Source organism: Enterobacter cloacae complex sp. IR5441, from assembly GCF_049238215.1.
Taxonomy (GTDB): domain Bacteria; phylum Pseudomonadota; class Gammaproteobacteria; order Enterobacterales; family Enterobacteriaceae; genus Enterobacter; species Enterobacter hormaechei_C.
The window spans coordinates 25468-45205 of record NZ_JBMKIA010000017.1 but is presented as its reverse complement, the minus strand read 5'-3'; the positions used below and the strand labels follow the sequence as shown (position 1 = coordinate 45205).

Genomic DNA, 19738 nt, shown 5'->3' with positions numbered 1-19738 from the left:
TGCAATGTCGAACAATGATAAACCACATCAAGCCCCTATTCATGGCACCGAAGAATCTCAACCGGGAATGGACTCACTCGCCCCTGCGGATGGCTCTCATAAACCGTCGCCGGGCCTGTCCGCGCCGGGCGAGCAACCTACTGCACCGGGAAGCGTGAAGTCGCCCGATGCGGATAACGAGAAGTTAAAATCTCTCGACCCGCACCGCAAAGGGGGTGAAGGCTATGCGCTGACCACCAATCAGGGCGTGCGTATCGCCGATGACCAGAACTCCCTGCGCGCCGGAACGCGCGGCCCGACGCTGCTGGAAGATTTCATCCTGCGGGAAAAAATCACCCATTTCGACCATGAGCGTATTCCTGAGCGTATCGTTCACGCTCGCGGCTCCGCGGCGCACGGCTATTTCCAGCCGTACAAGAGCCTGAAGGCGATCACGAAGGCGGATTTCCTTTCCGATCCGAACAAAATCACACCGGTATTTGTGCGCTTCTCTACCGTACAGGGCGGCGCGGGTTCGGCCGATACGGTGCGTGATATCCGCGGCTTCGCCACCAAATTCTATACCGAAGAGGGCATTTTCGACCTCGTCGGGAATAACACCCCGGTTTTCTTCATTCAGGATGCGCATAAGTTCCCTGACTTTGTCCATGCGGTAAAACCAGAGCCACACTGGGCCATACCGCAGGGACAAAGTGCGCATGACACCTTCTGGGACTACGTCTCCCTGCAACCGGAAACCCTTCACAACGTGATGTGGGCGATGTCTGACCGGGGGATCCCACGCAGCTATCGCACCATGGAAGGGTTTGGTATTCATACCTTCCGTCTGATTAACGCTGAAGGTAAAGCGACGTTTGTGCGTTTCCACTGGAAACCGGTCGCGGGGAAAGCATCCCTGGTGTGGGATGAAGCACAGAAGCTGACCGGGCGCGATCCGGACTTCCACCGTCGCGAACTGTGGGAATCCATTGAAGCCGGTGATTTCCCGGAATACGAGCTGGGGTTACAGCTGATCCCGGAAGAGGACGAGTTCAAATTCGACTTCGACCTGCTCGACCCGACCAAGCTTATTCCTGAAGAGCTGGTGCCGGTTCAGCTGGTGGGCAAAATGGTGCTTAACCGCAACCCGGATAACTTCTTCGCGGAGAATGAGCAGGCTGCGTTCCACCCGGGCCATATTGTGCCGGGGCTGGATTTCACCAACGATCCGCTGCTACAGGGCCGTCTGTTCTCTTACACCGATACGCAGATCAGCCGTCTCGGTGGACCGAACTTCCACGAAATTCCTATCAACCGTCCGACCTGCCCGTACCATAACTTCCAGCGTGACGGGATGCATCGCCAGGATATCGATACCAACCCGGCGAACTACGAGCCAAACTCCATTAACGATAACTGGCCGCGTGAAACCCCGCCGGGGCCAAAACGTGGCGGATTTGAGTCGTATCAGGAGCGCGTGGACGGAACAAAAATTCGCGAGCGCAGCCCGTCATTCGGCGAATATTACGCTCAGCCTCGCCTGTTCTGGAACAGCCAGACCCCGATTGAACAGCAGCACATTATCGGCGGTTTCAGCTTTGAGCTGAGCAAAGTGGTGCGTACCTACATTCGCGAGCGCGTGGTCGACCATCTGGCGCATATTGATATCCAGCTTGCTCAGGGCGTGGCGAATAATCTCGGCATCACGCTGACTGACGAGCAATGCCATGCCGCACCGCCAAAAGACGTGAACGGGCTGAAGAAGGATCCGTCCCTGAGCCTGTACGCGGTACCTGGCGGGTCAATTAAAGGCCGCGTAGTGGCTATCCTGCTGAATGATAAACCGCGCGCCAGCGACGTGCTGGGGATCATGAAGGCGCTCAAAACCCAGGGCGTACATGCCAAACTGCTTTACTCCCGCATGGGTGAAGTGACAGCCGACGATGGCTCTGTCCTGCCAATTGCCGCGACCTTCGCCGGGGCACCGTCGCTGACGGTTGACGCGGTGATTATGCCGTGCGGCGACGTTGAGAGCCTGCTCGGTAACGGTGATGCCGCCTATTATCTGCTGGAAGCCTATAAGCACCTGAAGCCAATCGCCCTGGCAGGCGATGCGCGGAAGTTTAAATCTCTGCTGAAGGTACCGGATCAAGGGGAAGAAGGCATTGTCGAAGGTGATAATATTGACGATGCGTTTATGACCCGGTTGTTTGACCTGCTTGCCGCGCACCGTGTGTGGTCGCGCAGCAGCAAGACCGACCAGATACCGGCGTAAAAAAAAGCCGGGTGGCGCTGCGCTTACCCGGCCTACATTTCGATTGCTTTTGTAGGCCCGGTAAGGCGAAGCCGCCACCGGGCTTTAACTCAAAGATCCCTGAACGTCCCCAGACGATACCCACGCTCGGCAATCGCGTACTTCAACGACGCCGACGTCAGCACATCCAGTTCCGCCAGACGCGGCCAGCAGTAGGCGCTCTTACGTACGATGTTATCGACAAACGCCGGGTGCGCCATTACCTCAAGCGAGCGCTCCCCTTTCGCGGCGGACTCATCCAGCACCTTCAGGAACAGCGCTTCGTCGATCTCGTCGCCATAAAATGCGCTGCTGAACCCCTCCGTTGACGTCACCGCGACGTCCGGCAGCCCGCGCACCTCACGATCCACGCGCATCGCCACGCCTTTACGTTGCGCAAACTCTGCCACAAGCGGGAAAATCGCCGGGATCATATGCACATGATGATGGCTGTCAATATGGGTAGGCTCGCGGCCAAACACATCCACAAAGCGGTTAAACTGGCAATCCAGCTCGCGGGCAATCTCATCGAGCGGCAGAGCGCCCTGCTCCGCCATTTCCCAAATCCATTTCCCCAGCTGGCCGTCGCGCGTCAGGCCCGGCATTGGCGAAAGGGGCAACCCAAGCGTCAGCACAAAGTGCATGCCCACGCCCAGCTCGGGCAGCTCACGGCTTAACTGCGCCGCATGTTCCACCGCCTCACCGTTGATGAGCGCTGTTGTAGAGGTCACGACGCCCCGGCGACAGGCTTCAATAATGCCGTAGTTCTGCCCTTTTGACAGGCCAAAATCATCGGCATTGACGATCAGCAGGTTTTCCATCGCGCCTCCTCTTAACGGTGTGTGAGTTTCAGTTTCTCAACCGTTGCAGCAAAGTTTGGCAGCCATTTTTCATGCGCCAGGATCATCTCACTCGCGAGTTTTTCAGCGTCACGGTCAGAATGCACCAGCGGGCTGAGGTTCAGCGCCAGCAGCACGTCATTCAGTTCGCCGCTCAGGGCCGCATTGCTCGCCGCCACTTCAAAGCCTTTGATGGTGTGAATCAGGCCCATCACCTTATCATCGAAGTGGGTAATGCGGGGATGCGGTTTTGCACCCTCGCGCCCAAGAATGCAGGTCATCTCAACGGCCCAGTCTGCCGGGATATTGTCGATGTGCCCATGATGGGGAACGTTCACATAGTGCTCGGCCTGCTTGTCATTGTAAATGGCGTTAATCACTTCACACGCGGCATCCGAATAGTATGCCCCGCCGCGCTGCTCCAGCTCTTTCGGTTTGACGTTCAGGTTCGGATCTTTATAAAAATCAAAAAGCTGCTTCTCTACTTTCTGTACAACCTGAGCGCGTGCGCCACCTTTGTAGTATTCGCCCATTTCAATGGCCAGCATCTCTTTCTGCTTGAAGTAGTAGAGCAGATACGAGCACGGCAGCAGATTCAGGGAGCGGATCAGCCCTTCGCTGAACGGCAGATCGAAAATGTTTTTCACCGAGGCCGCGGTCAGGCGACCAGAGGCGACGCCGTCGAGCAGTTCCGCAAAGCGCGATTGCCCGTTCACTATCACATCTTTGATAAAGACCATGTGATTCAGGCCGAACAGATCAATGGAGAGATCATCGTTATCGGTCAGTTCCAGTACATCGCGGATGAACATCTTCATGCCAATCGGAATATTGCAGACGCCGATAAAGCGTTTGAAACCGGTGTGGCGATAGACTGCCTCGGTGACCATCCCGGCCGGGTTGGTAAAGTTGATCACCCAGGCGTTCGGGCAGATCTCCTCCACGTCTTTAATGATGTCAAAAATGACCGGAATAGTACGCAGGCCTTTAAACAGGCCACCTGCCCCGTTGGTTTCCTGGCCCAGATAACCGTGGCTCAGCGGAATGCGCTCGTCCAGCTCACGCGCCTTCAGCTGGCCGACGCGCAGCTGCGTGGTCACGAAGTCAGCATCTTTCAGTGCCAGGCGGCGATCCAGCGTTTTATGCACGGTTAAGGGCACGCCCGCTTTTTCAACCATGCGTTTGCACAGTTCAAAAATAATATTCAGCTTCTCCTGACCTTCTTCAACATCCACCAGCCATAATTCGCTGACCGGTAATTCATGATACCGTTTCAGGAAACCTTCAAGTAATTCCGGGGTATAGCTGCTGCCGCCACCAATGGTTACGACTTTTAATTTCTGTTGCATAATATCTCCCTTAGCGTATCAGGTTAATCGCCTGCAAGGTATAGCGTACTCTTCCCGCTATTTGGGCAAGCCATTACGTCACTGTTCCTGGCGGATGAGCCGCCGAAAGTTAATTAATTACCGTTAAATTTTTGCGGTAACTGTTCGGTGTGAATGAAGTCAATTTTTTAAAGGTTTTAATAAACAGGCTGGGGCTGCTGTAACCCGATTCGTAAGCGATATCGGTGACAGAGTAGTTAGTAATTTCCAGCTGTTTTTTGGCAAAGTTAATGCGGATTTCATTAATGATTTGCACAGGCGTTTTACGGTAATAACGCTGCGTGGCGCGCGTCAAATATTCCTGCGATTTACCCGACAGCGCCACCATATTCTCCAGGGCGTTATCGCTGAACTGTCCTTTATCGTGCATCAGCTCCACGGTACTGCGCAGCCACTGAGGAATATCATCCACCACCTGCTGTTCTTCACGGTGATGGCGGAGGCGATTCATGACGTAGAACGTCACGGTTTCAATAAATTCATCAAATTCATTGTCGCGGAAATTCAGCGAGGCGATAACCGTTTCAATCCAGGTCATAAACTCATTTTTAACGCGATACACCTGTGACGCCACAAAGCAGAACGGCACCAGCGGCAGATAGTGCTTCTCGAAGAAACGCCTGCTCACCCCTACGTTCAGAATGCGTGTCGCACCAAACTCATAAAAGCTCTGGTGATAAGATCCCATTGGCAGGAAGACGAAATCGCCACGCTCAAGCAGGACGCGCTTACCGTTGATCTCCTGATAGTAGCGGCCGGTCAGAACAATCGTGAACTCGTAGTAGTCATGCTGGTGCAGACCGCTGGCGCTCTCCGTTTTGTTGTAAATCACCACGTGAAAATTTTTGCCATTAAACAGCTGTTGCTCATGTGCGGTTTTGATTTCCATCGTGCTGACCTCCTGCTACTTCAACTGACTTATTGCATCTTCTCGTGAAGCTCGATGAGCTCCGCTACCAGCTCGCGTGCCAGCATGGAGGTCATCAGATGATCCTGCGCATGTACCAGCACCAGACTCACTTTCATCTTCCCTTCGCCCTGGTCGCTTTCGATGAGCTTCGTCTGCACCAGATGCGCTTCGTTTAACGCCGTACGAGACTGCTCCATCATAGTTTTCGCGGCAACGAAGTCGCCCTGCTTAGCCTGCTTAAGCGCCGCATACGCCAGGCTGCGTGCCTGCCCGGAGTTGATGATGAGGCCCATCACCACCTCTTCCAGATCGTTCTCTGCGGTTTCTTCGGCAACGATACTCTCTAAATCTAACATCTTTAAGCTCCTTTCCGCTGGCGCGGGTTGCCCCGCGCCGTGCAATTTTAGAATTTCAGTGCGAGGGCGATATCCTCTTCGCTCTCTTCTTCATCGATAACCGTTGCGGCCTTGTTCGCAATCGCCACGAACGGCATGTAGAGCAGGGTTGCAATCCCGAGGTTGAATATCGCCAGCAGGAAGGCCGCCACGCTACCGTTGGTGTTGAAGAACGCGCCCAGACCAGCCGGCATCGTCCACGGCGCAATGTTGGTCACCGGCGGGATAATGCCCAGGTAGTACGCCGTCAGCGTAATCGCGGCCAGCAGCGGCTGAACCAGGATGAAGGGAATGAACATCACCGGGTTCATGATAATTGGCAGACCAAACAGGATCGGCTCGTTAATCTGGAAGATGCCTGACGGCAGGGCCAGCTTCGCAACCTGACGATGGTCGGCGCGGCGAGAGACAATAAAGACCGCGATGATCAGACCCAACGTCGCCCCGGTACCGCCCAGGAAGATATAGGAGTCAAGCATCGGCTTCGCCCACACATGGAAGGTTTTACCGGCCGCCAGCGCCGCATCGACGGAGCCGTACTGCTGGTAAAGCGCGACGTTTTCCAGTGCCCATGGGGTCATAATACCGCTGTCCAGCGCCGCCAGTGCCAGTGAACCATGCACGCCGAAGAACCACAGCAGGGAGGTAAAGATGACATACGCCCAACCGACCACGCTACCCATCGACGCCAGCGGCGTTGAGATAGAGTCCATAATGATCTGGTGGAAGTTTGTGCCCCAGTGAGAGAGCGCCCAGGCAATAATCCCCATGATGGAGAGAATAATGAAGCCCGGAATCAACGCGGAAAATGAACGAGAAACGGAGGCCGGAACGCTATCCGGCAAGCGGATAACCCAGTTACGGCGAATAATGAAGGTGAACATTTCGGCCACCACCAGCCCGATAATAATACCGGAAATGATGTTTGCCCCACCCAGCCAGTTGGCGCCAACGGCGTAAGCGTCACCCACGCTGTACGGTGTGACGGTCATGAACGCGGCAATGGACAGTAAGCCTGCCGCCAGCGGATCCACTTTACGCTCTTCCGCCAGCGCCATTCCGATAAAGAAAGGCGCCATTAGCGACATAATACCCAACGTACCGTTGTATACGTTGCCGCCAATGGCTTTTAAACCATTAAGGGTTTCAATAGTTGAAGCATCTAACCTAATTCCTAATGAATAAAAAAAGGAACCTTCTCCAAAGCTCAGAAAAACGTTGTTAATTAAAACGAACATTGCCCCGGCTAATGTCAACGGCATTAATTTAATAAAGCCGTTCTTAATGGCATTAACGTGAGGCTGCTTTCCTATTTTAACAGCAAAAGGAAGGAGTACCTTTTCAAGTGAAGCGATGACTTTACTCATAGGAAAATACCCTTAAATGCCGCAACGACCGTTACGGCGTATTGTGTGTGAAATAACTCTTTGACGGGAAAAATAAAAAATTAATTAGCAGCTTTTTTAATCGCCGCAACGGCAGCTTTTAATACACCTAAACCATCAATCTTGCCGTATAAAACGGAATCGATCACTTCGACCGGCTTATTGGGTAGCAGACGCTGAATTTCTGGCAGCATATAAGCGATTTGCGGCCCGAGTAAAATAACGTCTGCTGTCTGGCCCTTCTCGCCCGCCAGCGTTTCCGGAAACGCCTCAATCACCACAGGGACTTCATATTTTTCGGCCTGCGCGCGCATTTTGGAAACCAGCAGCGAAGTGGACATGCCCGCAGAGCAAAACAGATAGATATGTTTCTTTTCCATGATAACTTCCCTCTTGTTTGGCTACCCGCCGTCTCGCTATCACTCGACTCGCTATCCTGGCTGACGGGCAGTGTGCTGAACATTGTTTGTCGTTGAAGTGAGTATACGCAATGGTACAGGGAGGGGATAATTCTGGATAGACTGAAATTGTCTCTCATTGACCTGGCTTGTTGACTACCTTCACATTTCAGGCAAATAATTCGCGCCAAGAAATAAGATTCACGTATGCATAAAAAAACCGGCCTTCCGGCCGGTTTGTTAACGCTCTCAGGCAAGCAGGCTTACTGTGCCTTAGGTGCCTGTGGGTCGGTGTCGTATTCGGCACAGGTCTGGTAACCAGAATTGATCACGTGACCCGTATCATCCAGGGCGACAAAATAGGTCTCTGCCTTACCATCACGTTGACCCAGAATATAGGTCTGGCAGGTACCACGCGCGTGGATCATAGTGACTTCTGAAGAAGGTTTACCGGCAATGGCTGCAACCTGGGAACGCGTCATGCCTTTTTTGACGTCTTTTACCACTGGCTGTGTGAACTGATCTTTAGTGCGATCGTAAGCTGTACACCCTGCCAGCATAGTCAGTACCGCCGCTGCGCTTAAAATTCCTGCTACGTTCTTGTTCATATTCCGTCCTCTTGTTTATCAGCGTGTTAACTAAGCATGGGATAAAAATTACTATTGTTCAACTTTGCGAGTTACGCCAGACGAATTTCGGAAAATTCTAATAAAACAACGGTAAGCTGCTAAATCGCTGTAAAACAGTACACTCAAAACTGTGATCCTTGTCGTTTCCCCGACAAAGGGTTAGTTTTAACAGATCACACTTTCTGTTTGGTTCTGCATAGGGAGGGCGTAATGGCTCTGCAACAAGAAATTATTCAGGCGCTGGGCGCGAAACCTGCGATTGATGCCAATGAAGAGATCCGTCGTAGCGTTGATTTTTTGAAAGCTTACCTGTCTGCACACCCTTTCCTGAAGACGCTGGTGCTGGGCATCAGCGGCGGTCAGGATTCCACTCTGGCCGGTAAGCTGAGCCAGATGGCCATCTCCGAGCTGCGTGACGAGACCGGTGACACCGCGCTGCAATTTATTGCCGTACGTCTGCCGTATGGCGTGCAGGCCGACGAGCAGGACTGTCAGGATGCGATTGCGTTTATTCAGCCGGACCGTGTTCTTACCGTAAACATCAAAGGTTCGGTACTGGCCAGCGAGCAGGCCCTGCGTGAAGCCGGTATTGAACTGAGCGATTTTGTCCGCGGCAACGAGAAAGCCCGTGAGCGCATGAAAGCGCAGTACAGTATCGCAGGGATGACCAAAGGGGTCGTCGTCGGCACTGACCACGCCGCGGAAGCCATCACCGGCTTCTTCACTAAATACGGCGATGGCGGCACGGATATCAACCCCCTCTTCCGCCTGAACAAGCGTCAGGGTAAGCAACTGCTGGCGGCGTTGGGCTGCCCGGAGCACCTGTATAAGAAGGCGCCAACGGCGGACCTGGAGGACGATCGCCCTTCCCTGCCGGATGAAGCGGCGCTGGGCGTTACGTATGACAACATCGATGATTATCTGGAAGGCAAAACGCTCGACGAAGGTACCGCTAAAATTATCGAAGGCTGGTATCTGAAAACCGAGCATAAGCGCCGTCCGCCCATTACGGTGTTTGATGATTTCTGGAAAAAGTAAAAGCAAAACGGTAACTCCGCTTTGCAGGCCGGGTAAGGCGTAGCCGCCACCCGGCTCTTTTTTAACCACCAAACACCTGCTACACTGTATGCCTGAACAGTATATGGAGCAGTATGTGAGCAGGCGTCAATCCGCCCCGCGTCTTGAGTTCGAAGCGGCGGCTATCTACGAATATCCCGAGCATCTTCGCCCCTGGCTTGAGGCACTGCCTAAACAGCCTGGCGTCTATTTCTTCCACGGCGACAGCGACACCATGCCGCTCTATATCGGCAAAAGCGTGAATATCCGCAGCCGGGTGATGTCGCACCTGCGTACGCCGGATGAAGCATCGATGCTCAGGCAGTCCCGGCGGATCACCTGGATCGAGACGGCAGGCGAACTGGGCGCGCTTCTGCTCGAAGCCCGGCTCATCAAGGAACAGCAGCCGCTGTTTAACAAACGCCTGCGCCGCAACCGCCAGCTGTGTTCCTTGCAGATTAACGCAGGAAAACCGCAGGTCGTTTATGCCCGGGAAGTGGATTTTTCGCATGAACCCAATCTTTACGGTCTGTTTGCCAACAAACGTGCCGCACTGCAAACCCTGCAATCCCTGGCTGATGAATTACAGCTTTGTTACGGCCTGTTAGGACTGGAAGCCACCACCCGTGGTCGCGCCTGTTTCCGCTCAGCGCTGAAACGCTGCGCCGGGGCGTGCTGTGGAAAAGAGAGCGTTGAAGAACATCATGCCCGGTTTATGGCTGGCCTTGCCTCTATCAGCGTTAACTGCTGGCCGTGGGAAGGCGCGGTGGCGCTGAAAGAAACCCGCGATGGGATGACGCACTATCACATCATCCGCAACTGGCTCTGGCTTGGCGCCGTTGAAAATCTGGATGACGCTACCGCTCTGCTGCGCACCCCTGCCGGTTTCGATCAGGATGGTTACAAAATTCTCTGCAAGCCACTGTTAACCGGAAAATATGAGATCATCGTCCTCAATGACCCGGCAGCCAGGTAATTTCACTGAACAGCAGCGACCCCTTCGTTTCCAGTAAACGGAGGGTATGACTGCCCGCTTCCCAGCTGGCGCCCTGATCGGCGGTCAGTAATTTGTCGCCCAGTTGCCAGGCGCCGCTTAATACGAATGCCACCCCACCGCGTGATGCGAAGGTAGTGAACGTCCGGGTAGCAACGCGCACCTTTGCCTGGCAGCAATCCCGTCGGGTCATGATGTTGAAGTCCATCGACATCTGCCCCTCTGTGAGCACGGCTTTCACCGCCAGATCGCCCGCAAATCGGTAAGGCTGATGATGCTTCAGGGTATGACAAAACGCCCTGCCTGCATCCAGGGTCACCTCGCCGCCCTCCAGCAGCGTAATCACCCGGTCAACGCCCGGGAACGCGGAAAATTCGCCGTTACTGGCGATGGAGGCAATACTGGCCCGCCAGAAAAAATCCCGCGTCGCGGGAGGAAAACAGCAAATCTCACGCGTCTCACCCGCACCATTACGCCAGAGACTGACCGGCATTTTACGGATATCAAAGAATTCCATGACCACTCCTGAAGGACGCACCGTGCGCCAGGGCATTTTCACAGACGTATTATCGGCAGCAGTCAGGCCAGACCTTAGGCATGGAATAAAAGAAAAACCGCCGGTCCTGTCCACAGCGTTTTCGCTTTTGTAGACAGGAGCCCGGCGGTCTTAAGAGAGTGAACCGATTATTCGGTTGGTGCAGGCATTTTACCTTCCGGCGCTGCACGTTCTGTCAGACGCTTCTCAAAATTGGCATTAAATTGCTTTTTCTGTTCCGGCGTCAGAATGTTGTAAATCTTGTTCTGGGTTTCCATGTGGGCCAGCATGCGCGCTTTATGCTGCTCGGCCATTTTGTCGATCTGCGCTTCCGCTTTTGCTTTATCGAAGCTGTCGCTGGCAATGATGTCATGCATTGCGCGGCGCTCTTCCAGCGGAGGACGTTTCATCTGGTCACGCTGGCTTTTCATGATGTCGCGGATCTGCTGCTTCTGCGCATCGGTGAGGTTCAGATCTTTAAACATCATCATCTCATGGTGCATACCCGGCTTGCCTTTATGATGCATCATCATTTTGCCTTCCGTCGGCGCGGCGGTAGTGGTCGCGGTATCGGCGGCGAACGCCATGCTGGTAGCGCCCAGAGCCAGGGTAGAGGCAACAAACAGTGCAGTTAATTTACGCATAATGTCTTTCCTTACTTTCAGTTATTCTTCGGCGCTATGCCGTGTTGACGAGATTAACTTTACGGGGTTTATCGTCAATTAGTCAGAGCAACGGTAAAACAATGAAAGTGTAAAAAACAACTTTTCGCCAATTGTGGAGAAATTAAGGAAAAAGCGTGGAGAGATGAAACAAAAATATTCAACATGATGATTTTAAAGAGATTATGGAGAAGTATAGCGAAGTGCCGTTTAATAATAAAGCAATTCTCCAGGAATATTCCGCAAACAATACCAGAGCGCTTTTAACGTTAAGAAATTTATTCTTCATTTCCCCTCCGGTCTGCGCGAGGGGAGACGATCAGGGCATTTTTTCCAGCATCAGGCCAGCTCGCAAACCAAACGCGACCGACGGATTAGGAAATAAAACATATTCCGTGGATTTCTGTACCGCATAGCGCGTCTCACCATCTTCCGCCAGCAGGACGCCCTGGCGAAACGGCGTAAAGTTCAGCGTATGGGGCGCCATATGTAGCTGGAAAGCCTCGCTTTGACGCGTGATCTGCTGCACGACCCGATAGCGCACAACGGGTTCCCGGGAGGGTTCCGGCGCAACCCCGGCGAGCAACGCCCGAAGCGCCTGATGCGTAGGGGCAAAACGCGTCAGGTCGTTTTGCCCGAACGGCAGCGCTTTTCCGAGCTCCAGGGTGCAGGATAACGCGCCAACATTCTCGCAGGTGAAGTGGGTAAACGTGCCGCCTGGCGTCTGGTGGAAAACCAGCGCCTCCAGCCCCGCGTCGCCAAGCCAGGTCAGAAACGCCTCATCCCACGGCTGATCACGCTGAGGTAACACGCCAAAACGCACGTGGTACGAGGCGCGAATGGCCGTATGCAGATCGAGGTGCCAGCGCGTTTCCCCCGCCCCGGCAAAAAACGCCGTGACCACCTTCTCCAGCCATTGCGCGCGTGTCGTCTCATCACTCTTTGGAAACTGCGCCCAGCGACCACCAAACATGCGGTTGATGTCGCTCACGAGATACCGTTTATTTTGCGCCAGCGCAGGCGGATTTCCCAGCACCACCAGCAGACGGCAGTGCAGCGTGATCTCTGCGCGAAACAGCGCGCGCAGCAAAAGATCGACAATCTCCACGGGCGCGGTTTCGTTTCCGTGAATGCCGGTCGAAAGCAGCAGCGACAGGTCATATTCCCTCGTCGGCGTCAGTTCAAGCACGCCCGGCCCCAGCCATCGCCAGTGCAACGAGGGGCCTTCCCCCTCTTGCCGCTCCGGTGTCTCTTCGGCCAGCGTCAGCGCCAGTAAGTTTTCCATATCATCTCCTTAGCGCTGGAACGGATAAACCGATCCCAGTTGCAGGATGGTCGATAATGCATCCAGCGCCTCGCGGCCTTCGCGCAGCAGCTGCGGATCAACCAGATCGGCCTGAACCAGACGGTCGCGATAATAGCGGTCCACCCAGTCATTGAGGGTATTGAACAGCGTGTCGTTCATCATCACCGCCGGATTCACGGCCTGCATCTCCTCCGGCGTTAACACCACGCGCAGTCGCAGGCACGCCGGTCCCCCGCCGTTGGCCATACTTTCCCGCAGATCAAACACGCGCAGTTCATCAATCGGGTTATCCGCCTGCACCAGTTCGCTGAGATAGCGCCAGACGCCCTGATGGTTGCGGGACTCCTGCGGCAGCACCAGCATCATGCTGCCATCATCCCGGCTCAGCAGCTGGCTGTTGAACAGATACGTTTCGACCGCATCCTGTACGCTTACCGCCTGCGTGGGCACCTGAATCGGCATAAATCCCGGCACGCGTTCGCGCAGCGTGGCCAGCAACTTTTCCTGATGGGCAAACGCCTGCTCGTGGCAGAACAGCACCTGACGGTTGGAAACGGCAATGACGTCGTTATGAAACACGCCCTGGTCGATCACCTGCGGATTTTGCTGGGCAAAAATCACCTGAGAAGGATTAACCTGGTTCAGCCGCGCAACCGCCTGGCTTGCGGCTAAAGTTTGTCTCGCCGGATAACGAACCGGCGCGGCGTGGCCGCCCTCTTCCCGTCCATAGATAAACAGCTGCAAACCCGGCTCGCCATAGTCGCCGCCCAGACGGTTGTGGTTTGCCGCCCCTTCATCGCCAAACATCGCGACCTGCGGCAGCGCCGAATGTACCTCGAAATGCGCTTCATGATTAAAAATGGCGCGCAGCACGCGCCCGGTGGTCTCCGCTTCGCTGGCGCGGTGGAATTTGTTGTTCAGGTTAGCAACGGTCAGATGCACTTTGCCGTCCAGCGTATCCGCCGACGGCGCAACGGTGGCGGCATTCGCCACCCACATCGAGGAGGCTGAACTGGCCGCCGAAAGCAGGTGTGGCGTCTGCGTGCCGGCTTTTTCCACCACCTGTTCATCCGTACCGCTGAACCCCAGCTGGCGCAGCACGGCCACGTTTGGTCGCTCCTGAGGCGGGATCACCGCCTGCGGGAAACCGGCATCGGACAGCGCCTTCATTTTCAACAGACCCTGCTTCGCCGCCAGCTTCGGGTTCGAGACCTGGAAACGGTGCTTCGTCGAGGCTTCATTACCGAACGACAGCCCGGCATAGTGGTGCGTCAGCCCCACGAGGCCGTCAAAGTTAACCTCACGCGCTTTCATGGGCGTCACCCTCTGTAAAATCCAGCCCCGGATTCAGCGTCTCCGGCAGCGTCAGCGCCGGGGTTTCCAGGCTTGCCATCGGCCACGCGCAGTAATCGGCGGCATACCAGGCGCTGGCGCGATGGTTGCCCGACGCCCCTACGCCACCAAACGGCGCGGTGCTCGCCGCACCGGTCAGCGGTTTGTTCCAGTTCACGATCCCGGCGCGCGCTTCCAGCAGCAGCTGTTCGAATTTCTCGCGATGCGGCGATATCAGGCCGCTCGACAGGCCGTAGCGGGTGTTGTTGGCCATCTCGATCGCCGACTCAAAATCGTCATAGCGCCAGACGCACAGCAGCGGGCCAAAGACCTCTTCATCCGGCACGTTGCTCGTCGCACTCATCTCAATAATCCCCGGCGTCAGCAGCGACGTGCCCGGCTGAACCAGCTTCGGCTCCAGCAGGGTTTTCGCCCCGCGCGCCACGTGCTCCTGCCACGCTTTCAGCACGTTCAGCGCCGCCTGCGCGGAGATCAGCCCGCCGATAAACGGCTGCGGCTCGGCATCCCATTTCGCGGGAACCAGACGCGCGCTCACCTCCACCAGACGCTTCAGGAACGCATCCCCCTGCGCGCCGCGCTTAACCAGCAGGCGGCGGGCGCAGGTGCAGCGCTGTCCGGCGGTAATGAACGCCGACTGAATGGTCAGATGGACCGCGGCATCGATATCATCCGGATCTTCCACAATCAGCGGGTTGTTGCCGCCCATCTCCAGCGCCAGAATTTTTTCCGGCTGCCCCGCCAGCTGACGATGCAGCTGATACCCCGTTCCGGCACTGCCGGTGAACAGCAAACCGTCAATGTCGCTCAGCGCACTCAGCGCCTGACCTGTTTCACGCCCGCCCTGCACCAGATTCAGCACCCCCGGCGGCAGCCCCGCCTGCTCCCAGAGTTTTATGACTGCTTCTCCGGTTAAGGGGGTTAACTCACTCGGCTTGAAGATGACGGTATTCCCCGCCAGCAGCGCAGGCACAATGTGCCCGTTCGGCAGATGTCCGGGGAAGTTATACGGGCCAAACACCGCCAACACCCCGTGCGGACGGTGGCGCAGCGTGGCGGCGCCGTCTGGCATCTCGGTATGCTGCTCGCCGGTGCGGGTATGGTACGCCTTCACCGATATCGCAATTTTGTTGATCATCGCCGTGACTTCGGTTGTTGCCTCCCAGCGCGGCTTGCTGGTTTCGCAGGCAATGATGCGGGTCAGCTCGGCTTTATTGGCCTCCAGCAGCGCAGCAAATTTCTCAACCAGCGCCTGGCGCTCGGAGAATGGCCGTTTCGCCCATGCCGGAAACGCTCGGCGTGCAGCCTGGCAGGCCTGCTCAACCTGCCCGGCGCTGGCGTCGTTCCCCGACCAGAGCACCTCCTGGCCGACCGGGTTAGTTTTTGTCCGCGCGTCACCTTCGCCCGTTACCCAGTCACCGTTAATCCATAGAGTCATGCTGTTTTCTCCTCCGGGCAGAGCCGCACCAGGCGAACCGTGTCGCCAGCGTTACATTTCAGGGCATCCAGTTGCGCAGCCGTCAGTACCAGACGCTCGCATGATGGGTTGGTTCGCACCAGCATGGCGCGGAAGTTGGTGTAATTCTCGTTAGAGACCAGGCAGGCTGGCCACTCGCCCGGCGCGGGCTGGCCTTCTGAAACCTCAACCAGGCGGCTTTTACGGATGGCGCGAACGCGGTCAATGTCGCATTCCAGCGTCGGGCCGCCGTCGAAGATGTCGACGTAGTTACGGTAGCGAAATCCCTCTTTCTCCAGCACTGCACGGGCCGGGGCGGTTTGCGGGTGAACTTCGCCGATCACCGCCTGCGCTTCAGGCGTTAAGAAATGGGTATAAATAGGATGCTTCGGCATCAGCTCGGCGATAAACGCCTTCTGACCGGTACCGCACAGGTAATCCGCCCGGCTAAATTCCATGGAGAAGAAGCGTTCGCCCAGACTCTCCCAGAACGGCGAGTAGCCCGTCTCATCAATCACGCCGCGCATCTCCGCGACCACTTTTTCGTTGAAGCGGTCGCGAAAGGCGGCCATAAACATAAAGCGCGATTTGGAGAGCAGATAACCGTTGCCCTCTTTGCGCCAGTCCGGATCGAGAAACAGGGTGCAGAGTTCGCTGGCGCCGGTATGGTCATTACAGAGGAAGAGCGTCGGCAGCGCGTTGTAAACGTTCAGCTCTTTCGAGGCGTGGACCATCGTGCCGACGCGGTAGTTGTACCACGGATCGTTAAGCCCGACGGCCACCTCGATGGCGCAAATCCCCGCCACGGTTCCCGTGTCGGTATCTTCCAGCACGAACACATAGCCCTGTTCGCTTTTTGGCAACGTCCCCTGCCAGGTTTGCAGGGCGCGCTCAATGCGCGCCGACAGCGTTTTTTCATCGGCAGGCAGCGAGGTTAGCCCGCCCCCTGTCTTACCGGCAAGCTGCATAAGCCCGGCGAGATCGCCGTGCGCAACGGGACGGATGACCATCATGATGACACCCCGGACTTCACCTGTTCGCAGGCCAGCGCAAAACGATCTAACCCGGTTCTGACCTCTTCCTCGCTGACGATCAGCGCAGGGGCAAACCGCACCACGTTAGCACCGGCAATCAGCACCATTACGCCCTGCTTTGCCGCTTCCTGTGAAATCAGCTTCGCTTTGCCGGCAAACTCAGGGGCAAGTTCACAGCCTATTAACAGCCCCAGACCGCGGATCTCTTTGAACAAGCCGGTCTGGTTATTGATGGCAGTAAGGCGCTCAACAAACCACTGGTGACGCTGCTTCACGCCGTTCAGCACCTCAGGGGTGTTGATGATATCCAGCACCTGTCCGGCGACAGCGGTTGCCAGCGGGTTGCCGCCGTATGTGGTGCCATGGGTGCCCACGGTCATCACGCTGGCGAATTTATCGGTGGTCAGCATCGCCCCCACCGGGAAACCGCCGCCGAGCGCTTTGGCTGTTGAGAGCACATCCGGGGTCACGCCATAGTGCATGTAGGCGTACAGCTCACCCGTGCGGCCCACGCCGGTCTGGACTTCGTCAAAAATCAGGACCGCGTTATGCCGATCGCACAGCTCGCGCAGCCCTTGCAGGAACGCTTTCTGGGCGGGCATGACGCCGCCTTCCCCCTGCATGGGCTCGACAATCACCGCACAGGTGGTGTCGTCAATCAGCTCGCTGGCAGAGTGTAAATCGTTATACGCCGCATGACGGATATCCGGCGGCAGCGGCGCAAAATCCTGAGAATATGAGGGCTGACCACCCGCGCTGACGGTAAACAGCGTGCGGCCATGGAAGGCATTTTTAAAGGCTACGATGCCGCTCTTGTGCGCGCCGAATTTATCGTGCGCATATTTTCGCGCCAGCTTCAGCGCCGCTTCGTTCGCTTCCGCGCCGGAGTTACAGAAAAAGACTTTTTCTGCGAAAGTGGCGTCGATCAGCTTCTTCGCCAGACGCAATGCCGGTTCGTTGGTATAACCGTTGCCGGTATGCCAGAATTTCGCCGCCTGGTCATTCAGCGTCTGCCGCAGCGCCGGGTTTGCATGCCCCAGCGCATTCACCGCAATCCCACCCGCAAAGTCGATATACTCTTTGCCCTGCTGATCCCACAGGCGAGAGCCTTCCCCACGTACCGGAATAAAAGCCGCCGGAGCGTATACCGGCATCATCCATTCATCGAAATTTTCACGCGTAACTGACAGAGACATAGCGACCTCATCCGGTAAATAAAAGGTTGTTTAAATGTTAAATAATTGAGTGTTTGCACTGTGAATGTAGATTGCAGCGTTCGTGCCAGCCAGCGATAAAAATGCATAAACGGGTTGGGGTAACAGAATATCAATGAGTTACAATATGGAGTTATTCACTGTTAATGCATAAATAGTGAATATTTTTACGGCAAGCGGCGCTTTGCCGCATGAAAACAAGAAAGAGTATGCAGAGGCCAAATATAATTCTGGAATTGTGATCGCTCGCGAAATTTATCGGTGCTTTACGCCCTGTTCGAGGGCAAAACGCGCCGAAATGGTGCAAATATTGCACCGTCGGCATTATCTGTCGCAGTAATTGGGCGAAGCGGATAACAGACGACGTAAATTCTGCTACCATCCTTGCACTATTCACCTTGCATTGGCAGCGACTATGAAATTTGTCTCTTTTAATATCAACGGCCTGCGTGCCCGCCCTCACCAGCTTGAAGCGATTGTTGAGCAACATCAGCCAGATGTGATCGGCTTGCAGGAGACAAAAGTTCACGACGATATGTTCCCGCTCGAAGAGGTAGCGAAGCTGGGCTATAACGTTTTTTACCACGGTCAGAAAGGCCACTACGGCGTTGCGCTGCTGACCAAAGATACGCCGGTGTCGGTGCGTCGTGGCTTCCCGGGTGACGATGAAGAGGCGCAACGCCGCATCATCATGGCGGAAATTCCTTCCGCGCTCGGCAATGTGACCGTCATCAACGGCTATTTCCCGCAGGGTGAAAGCCGCGATCATGAAACCAAATTCCCGGCCAAAGCGAAGTTTTATCAGGATCTGCAAAACTACCTGACAACCGAACTCAAAAAAGAAAACCCGGTGCTGATCATGGGCGACATGAATATCAGCCCGACGGATCTGGATATCGGTATTGGCGAAGAGAACCGTAAGCGCTGGCTGCGCACCGGCAAATGCTCTTTCCTGCCGGAGGAGCGCGAGTGGATGGAGCGCCTGCTGGGTTGGGGGCTGGTGGATACTTTCCGCACGGCTAACCCGGCGACGCAGGATCGCTTCTCGTGGTTTGACTATCGCTCTAAAGGCTTCGATGACAACCGGGGCCTGCGTATTGATCTGCTGCTGGCGAGCGCCCCCCTGGCCGAACGCTGCATCGAAACCGGTATCGACTATGACATCCGTAGTATGGAAAAGCCGTCCGACCATGCGCCGGTATGGGCAACATTCAAGCTGTAACCTTCAGTGAATATTAAAAAAAGCAGTCTCCTGTGCGCCCTTTTGGGCGCATTTGTTTTGACCGTTGTTTTGCTTCCTCCAGGCATACTCTCCCTCGACACGCTAAAAATGCACCAGCAAACGTTGCTCGATCGTGTGGAGCAGGCGCCTCTTCAGAGCGCGCTGATCTATTTTGCGGTTTACGTTCTGCTCTCCGCGCTGTCGATCCCCGGAGCCGCGCTTCTGACGCTGCTCGGCGGGGCGCTTTTCAGCCTGTGGGAGGCGACGCTGTTGGTGTCATTTGCCTCGACGCTCGGCGCCACGCTTGCCATGCTCGTCAGCCGTTATCTGCTGCGCGACTGGGTGCAGCGGCGCTTTGCCGCACAGATGAGCACGATAGATGCGGGAATGGATCGCGACGGCGCGCGCTACCTTTTTGCCCTGCGCCTGATGCCGTTGTTCCCGTTCTTTCTGGTCAATTTGCTGATGGGGCTAACCCGTCTCAGGGTGCGTCACTACTGGTGGGTCAGCCAGCTTGCAATGCTACCTGCCACCGTCATTTATCTGAACGCCGGACGCGAGCTGGGGAAACTCACCGCGCTGCGCGATATTCTGTCGCCGGGACTGCTGTTCGCCTTTACACTATTAGGGTTATTACCGCTGGTCACTCGCTGGCTGTTTTCCCGTTACATCCCTTCGATTAAAAAGTGAGGC

General features: G+C 55.7%; 19 protein-coding genes. 5 read left to right on the top strand and 14 right to left on the bottom strand.

Features of this window, described 5'->3' with window-relative positions:
* Window positions 1–4 precede the first annotated feature (4 nt).
* The gene (gene katE, locus ACOTX5_RS17430) at window positions 5–2254 is read left to right on the top strand and encodes a catalase HPII (RefSeq protein ID WP_032653274.1); all 2250 of its coding nucleotides are present in this window, start codon (window positions 5–7) and stop codon (window positions 2252–2254) included.
* Between the two features lie 89 nt (window positions 2255–2343).
* Here katE and chbG read toward each other — a convergent pair whose 3' ends face one another.
* The 7 genes from chbG to osmE all read right to left on the bottom strand — a co-directional run bounded on the left by chbG (window position 2344) and on the right by osmE (window position 8195).
* Window positions 2344–3093 (bottom strand): chitin disaccharide deacetylase, encoded by a 750-nt coding sequence (chbG, locus tag ACOTX5_RS17425; protein ID WP_045911637.1) that lies wholly within the window; start codon window positions 3091–3093, stop codon window positions 2344–2346.
* Between the two features lie 11 nt (window positions 3094–3104).
* Window positions 3105–4460: a 6-phospho-beta-glucosidase gene (locus tag ACOTX5_RS17420; RefSeq protein ID WP_234101240.1), complete on the bottom strand. Its 1356-nt coding sequence runs from the start codon at window positions 4458–4460 to the stop codon at window positions 3105–3107.
* A gap of 109 nt (window positions 4461–4569) precedes the next feature.
* Window positions 4570–5388, bottom strand: a complete 819-nt coding sequence (gene chbR, locus ACOTX5_RS17415; protein ID WP_017384663.1) for a transcriptional regulator ChbR — start codon at window positions 5386–5388, stop codon at window positions 4570–4572.
* 29 nt (window positions 5389–5417) lie between these two features.
* Window positions 5418–5765, bottom strand: coding sequence for a PTS N,N'-diacetylchitobiose transporter subunit IIA (gene chbA, locus ACOTX5_RS17410; protein ID WP_003857835.1), 348 nt, complete (start codon window positions 5763–5765; stop codon window positions 5418–5420).
* Window positions 5766–5812: 47 nt separating this feature from the next.
* Window positions 5813–7171 carry a PTS N,N'-diacetylchitobiose transporter subunit IIC gene (chbC, locus tag ACOTX5_RS17405; RefSeq protein ID WP_017384664.1) on the bottom strand — a complete coding sequence of 453 codons (1359 nt, stop codon included), beginning with the start codon at window positions 7169–7171 and terminating at the stop codon, window positions 5813–5815.
* 80 nt (window positions 7172–7251) lie between these two features.
* Window positions 7252–7569: a PTS N,N'-diacetylchitobiose transporter subunit IIB gene (gene chbB / locus ACOTX5_RS17400; protein ID WP_015570750.1), complete on the bottom strand. Its 318-nt coding sequence runs from the start codon at window positions 7567–7569 to the stop codon at window positions 7252–7254.
* Window positions 7570–7850: 281 nt separating this feature from the next.
* Window positions 7851–8195: an osmotically-inducible lipoprotein OsmE gene (osmE, locus tag ACOTX5_RS17395; RefSeq protein WP_003857836.1), complete on the bottom strand. Its 345-nt coding sequence runs from the start codon at window positions 8193–8195 to the stop codon at window positions 7851–7853.
* Between the two features lie 231 nt (window positions 8196–8426).
* Between osmE and nadE the strand changes: the two genes are divergently transcribed.
* A complete protein-coding gene (nadE, locus tag ACOTX5_RS17390; RefSeq protein ID WP_003857837.1) occupies window positions 8427–9254 on the top strand; it encodes an ammonia-dependent NAD(+) synthetase in 828 nt (275 codons plus the stop codon).
* Between the two features lie 115 nt (window positions 9255–9369).
* Window positions 9370–10248 (top strand): excinuclease Cho, encoded by an 879-nt coding sequence (gene cho / locus ACOTX5_RS17385; protein WP_063136382.1) that lies wholly within the window; start codon window positions 9370–9372, stop codon window positions 10246–10248.
* Here the strand turns inward: cho and ves are convergent.
* The 7 genes from ves to astC form a co-directional block, all read right to left on the bottom strand.
* A complete protein-coding gene (gene ves, locus ACOTX5_RS17380) occupies window positions 10226–10783 on the bottom strand; it encodes an environmental stress-induced protein Ves (RefSeq protein WP_017384666.1) in 558 nt (185 codons plus the stop codon). The two genes, cho and ves, sit on opposite strands and share 23 nt — an antisense overlap.
* 167 nt (window positions 10784–10950) lie before the next feature.
* Complete coding sequence (spy, locus tag ACOTX5_RS17375) at window positions 10951–11445, bottom strand: ATP-independent periplasmic protein-refolding chaperone Spy (protein ID WP_015570753.1); 495 nt, start codon at window positions 11443–11445, stop codon at window positions 10951–10953.
* Window positions 11446–11782: 337 nt separating this feature from the next.
* Window positions 11783–12748, bottom strand: coding sequence for a succinylglutamate desuccinylase (gene astE / locus ACOTX5_RS17370; protein WP_045911636.1), 966 nt, complete (start codon window positions 12746–12748; stop codon window positions 11783–11785).
* A 9-nt stretch (window positions 12749–12757) separates the two neighbouring features.
* Window positions 12758–14083: an N-succinylarginine dihydrolase gene (gene astB, locus ACOTX5_RS17365; protein WP_023303517.1), complete on the bottom strand. Its 1326-nt coding sequence runs from the start codon at window positions 14081–14083 to the stop codon at window positions 12758–12760.
* Window positions 14070–15557, bottom strand: a complete 1488-nt coding sequence (astD, locus tag ACOTX5_RS17360) for a succinylglutamate-semialdehyde dehydrogenase (RefSeq protein ID WP_017693599.1) — start codon at window positions 15555–15557, stop codon at window positions 14070–14072. The genes astB and astD overlap by 14 nt, the downstream gene beginning before the upstream one ends.
* Window positions 15554–16588 (bottom strand): arginine N-succinyltransferase, encoded by a 1035-nt coding sequence (astA, locus tag ACOTX5_RS17355; protein ID WP_022650887.1) that lies wholly within the window; start codon window positions 16586–16588, stop codon window positions 15554–15556. The genes astD and astA overlap by 4 nt, the downstream gene beginning before the upstream one ends.
* Window positions 16585–17805: a succinylornithine/acetylornithine transaminase gene (astC, locus tag ACOTX5_RS17350; protein ID WP_045911635.1), complete on the bottom strand. Its 1221-nt coding sequence runs from the start codon at window positions 17803–17805 to the stop codon at window positions 16585–16587. The genes astA and astC overlap by 4 nt, the downstream gene beginning before the upstream one ends.
* 433 nt (window positions 17806–18238) lie before the next feature.
* On the opposite strand from astC, the gene xthA reads away from it, so the two are divergent.
* Both xthA and ACOTX5_RS17340 read left to right on the top strand, forming a co-directional pair.
* On the top strand, window positions 18239–19045 hold the full coding sequence (gene xthA, locus ACOTX5_RS17345) for an exodeoxyribonuclease III (RefSeq protein ID WP_015570756.1): 807 nt from the start codon (window positions 18239–18241) through the stop codon (window positions 19043–19045).
* Window positions 19046–19051: 6 nt separating this feature from the next.
* The gene (locus ACOTX5_RS17340; protein ID WP_045911634.1) at window positions 19052–19735 is read left to right on the top strand and encodes a TVP38/TMEM64 family protein; all 684 of its coding nucleotides are present in this window, start codon (window positions 19052–19054) and stop codon (window positions 19733–19735) included.
* The last annotated feature ends 3 nt before the right edge of the window (window positions 19736–19738 follow it).

What these genes read in the sequence shown, in the direction of transcription:
- katE (WP_032653274.1), top strand. Translation starts at nt 5, where the DNA reads ATGTCGAACAATGATAAACCACATCAAGCCCCTATTCATGGCACCGAA.
- chbG (WP_045911637.1), bottom strand. Translation starts at nt 3,093, where the DNA reads ATGGAAAACCTGCTGATCGTCAATGCCGATGATTTTGGCCTGTCAAAA.
- ACOTX5_RS17420 (WP_234101240.1), bottom strand. Translation starts at nt 4,460, where the DNA reads ATGCAACAGAAATTAAAAGTCGTAACCATTGGTGGCGGCAGCAGCTAT.
- chbR (WP_017384663.1), bottom strand. Translation starts at nt 5,388, where the DNA reads ATGGAAATCAAAACCGCACATGAGCAACAGCTGTTTAATGGCAAAAAT.
- chbA (WP_003857835.1), bottom strand. Translation starts at nt 5,765, where the DNA reads ATGTTAGATTTAGAGAGTATCGTTGCCGAAGAAACCGCAGAGAACGAT.
- chbC (WP_017384664.1), bottom strand. Translation starts at nt 7,171, where the DNA reads ATGAGTAAAGTCATCGCTTCACTTGAAAAGGTACTCCTTCCTTTTGCT.
- chbB (WP_015570750.1), bottom strand. Translation starts at nt 7,569, where the DNA reads ATGGAAAAGAAACATATCTATCTGTTTTGCTCTGCGGGCATGTCCACT.
- osmE (WP_003857836.1), bottom strand. Translation starts at nt 8,195, where the DNA reads ATGAACAAGAACGTAGCAGGAATTTTAAGCGCAGCGGCGGTACTGACT.
- nadE (WP_003857837.1), top strand. Translation starts at nt 8,427, where the DNA reads ATGGCTCTGCAACAAGAAATTATTCAGGCGCTGGGCGCGAAACCTGCG.
- ves (WP_017384666.1), bottom strand. Translation starts at nt 10,783, where the DNA reads ATGGAATTCTTTGATATCCGTAAAATGCCGGTCAGTCTCTGGCGTAAT.
- spy (WP_015570753.1), bottom strand. Translation starts at nt 11,445, where the DNA reads ATGCGTAAATTAACTGCACTGTTTGTTGCCTCTACCCTGGCTCTGGGC.
- astE (WP_045911636.1), bottom strand. Translation starts at nt 12,748, where the DNA reads ATGGAAAACTTACTGGCGCTGACGCTGGCCGAAGAGACACCGGAGCGG.
- astB (WP_023303517.1), bottom strand. Translation starts at nt 14,083, where the DNA reads ATGAAAGCGCGTGAGGTTAACTTTGACGGCCTCGTGGGGCTGACGCAC.
- astD (WP_017693599.1), bottom strand. Translation starts at nt 15,557, where the DNA reads ATGACTCTATGGATTAACGGTGACTGGGTAACGGGCGAAGGTGACGCG.
- astA (WP_022650887.1), bottom strand. Translation starts at nt 16,588, where the DNA reads ATGATGGTCATCCGTCCCGTTGCGCACGGCGATCTCGCCGGGCTTATG.
- astC (WP_045911635.1), bottom strand. Translation starts at nt 17,805, where the DNA reads ATGTCTCTGTCAGTTACGCGTGAAAATTTCGATGAATGGATGATGCCG.
- xthA (WP_015570756.1), top strand. Translation starts at nt 18,239, where the DNA reads ATGAAATTTGTCTCTTTTAATATCAACGGCCTGCGTGCCCGCCCTCAC.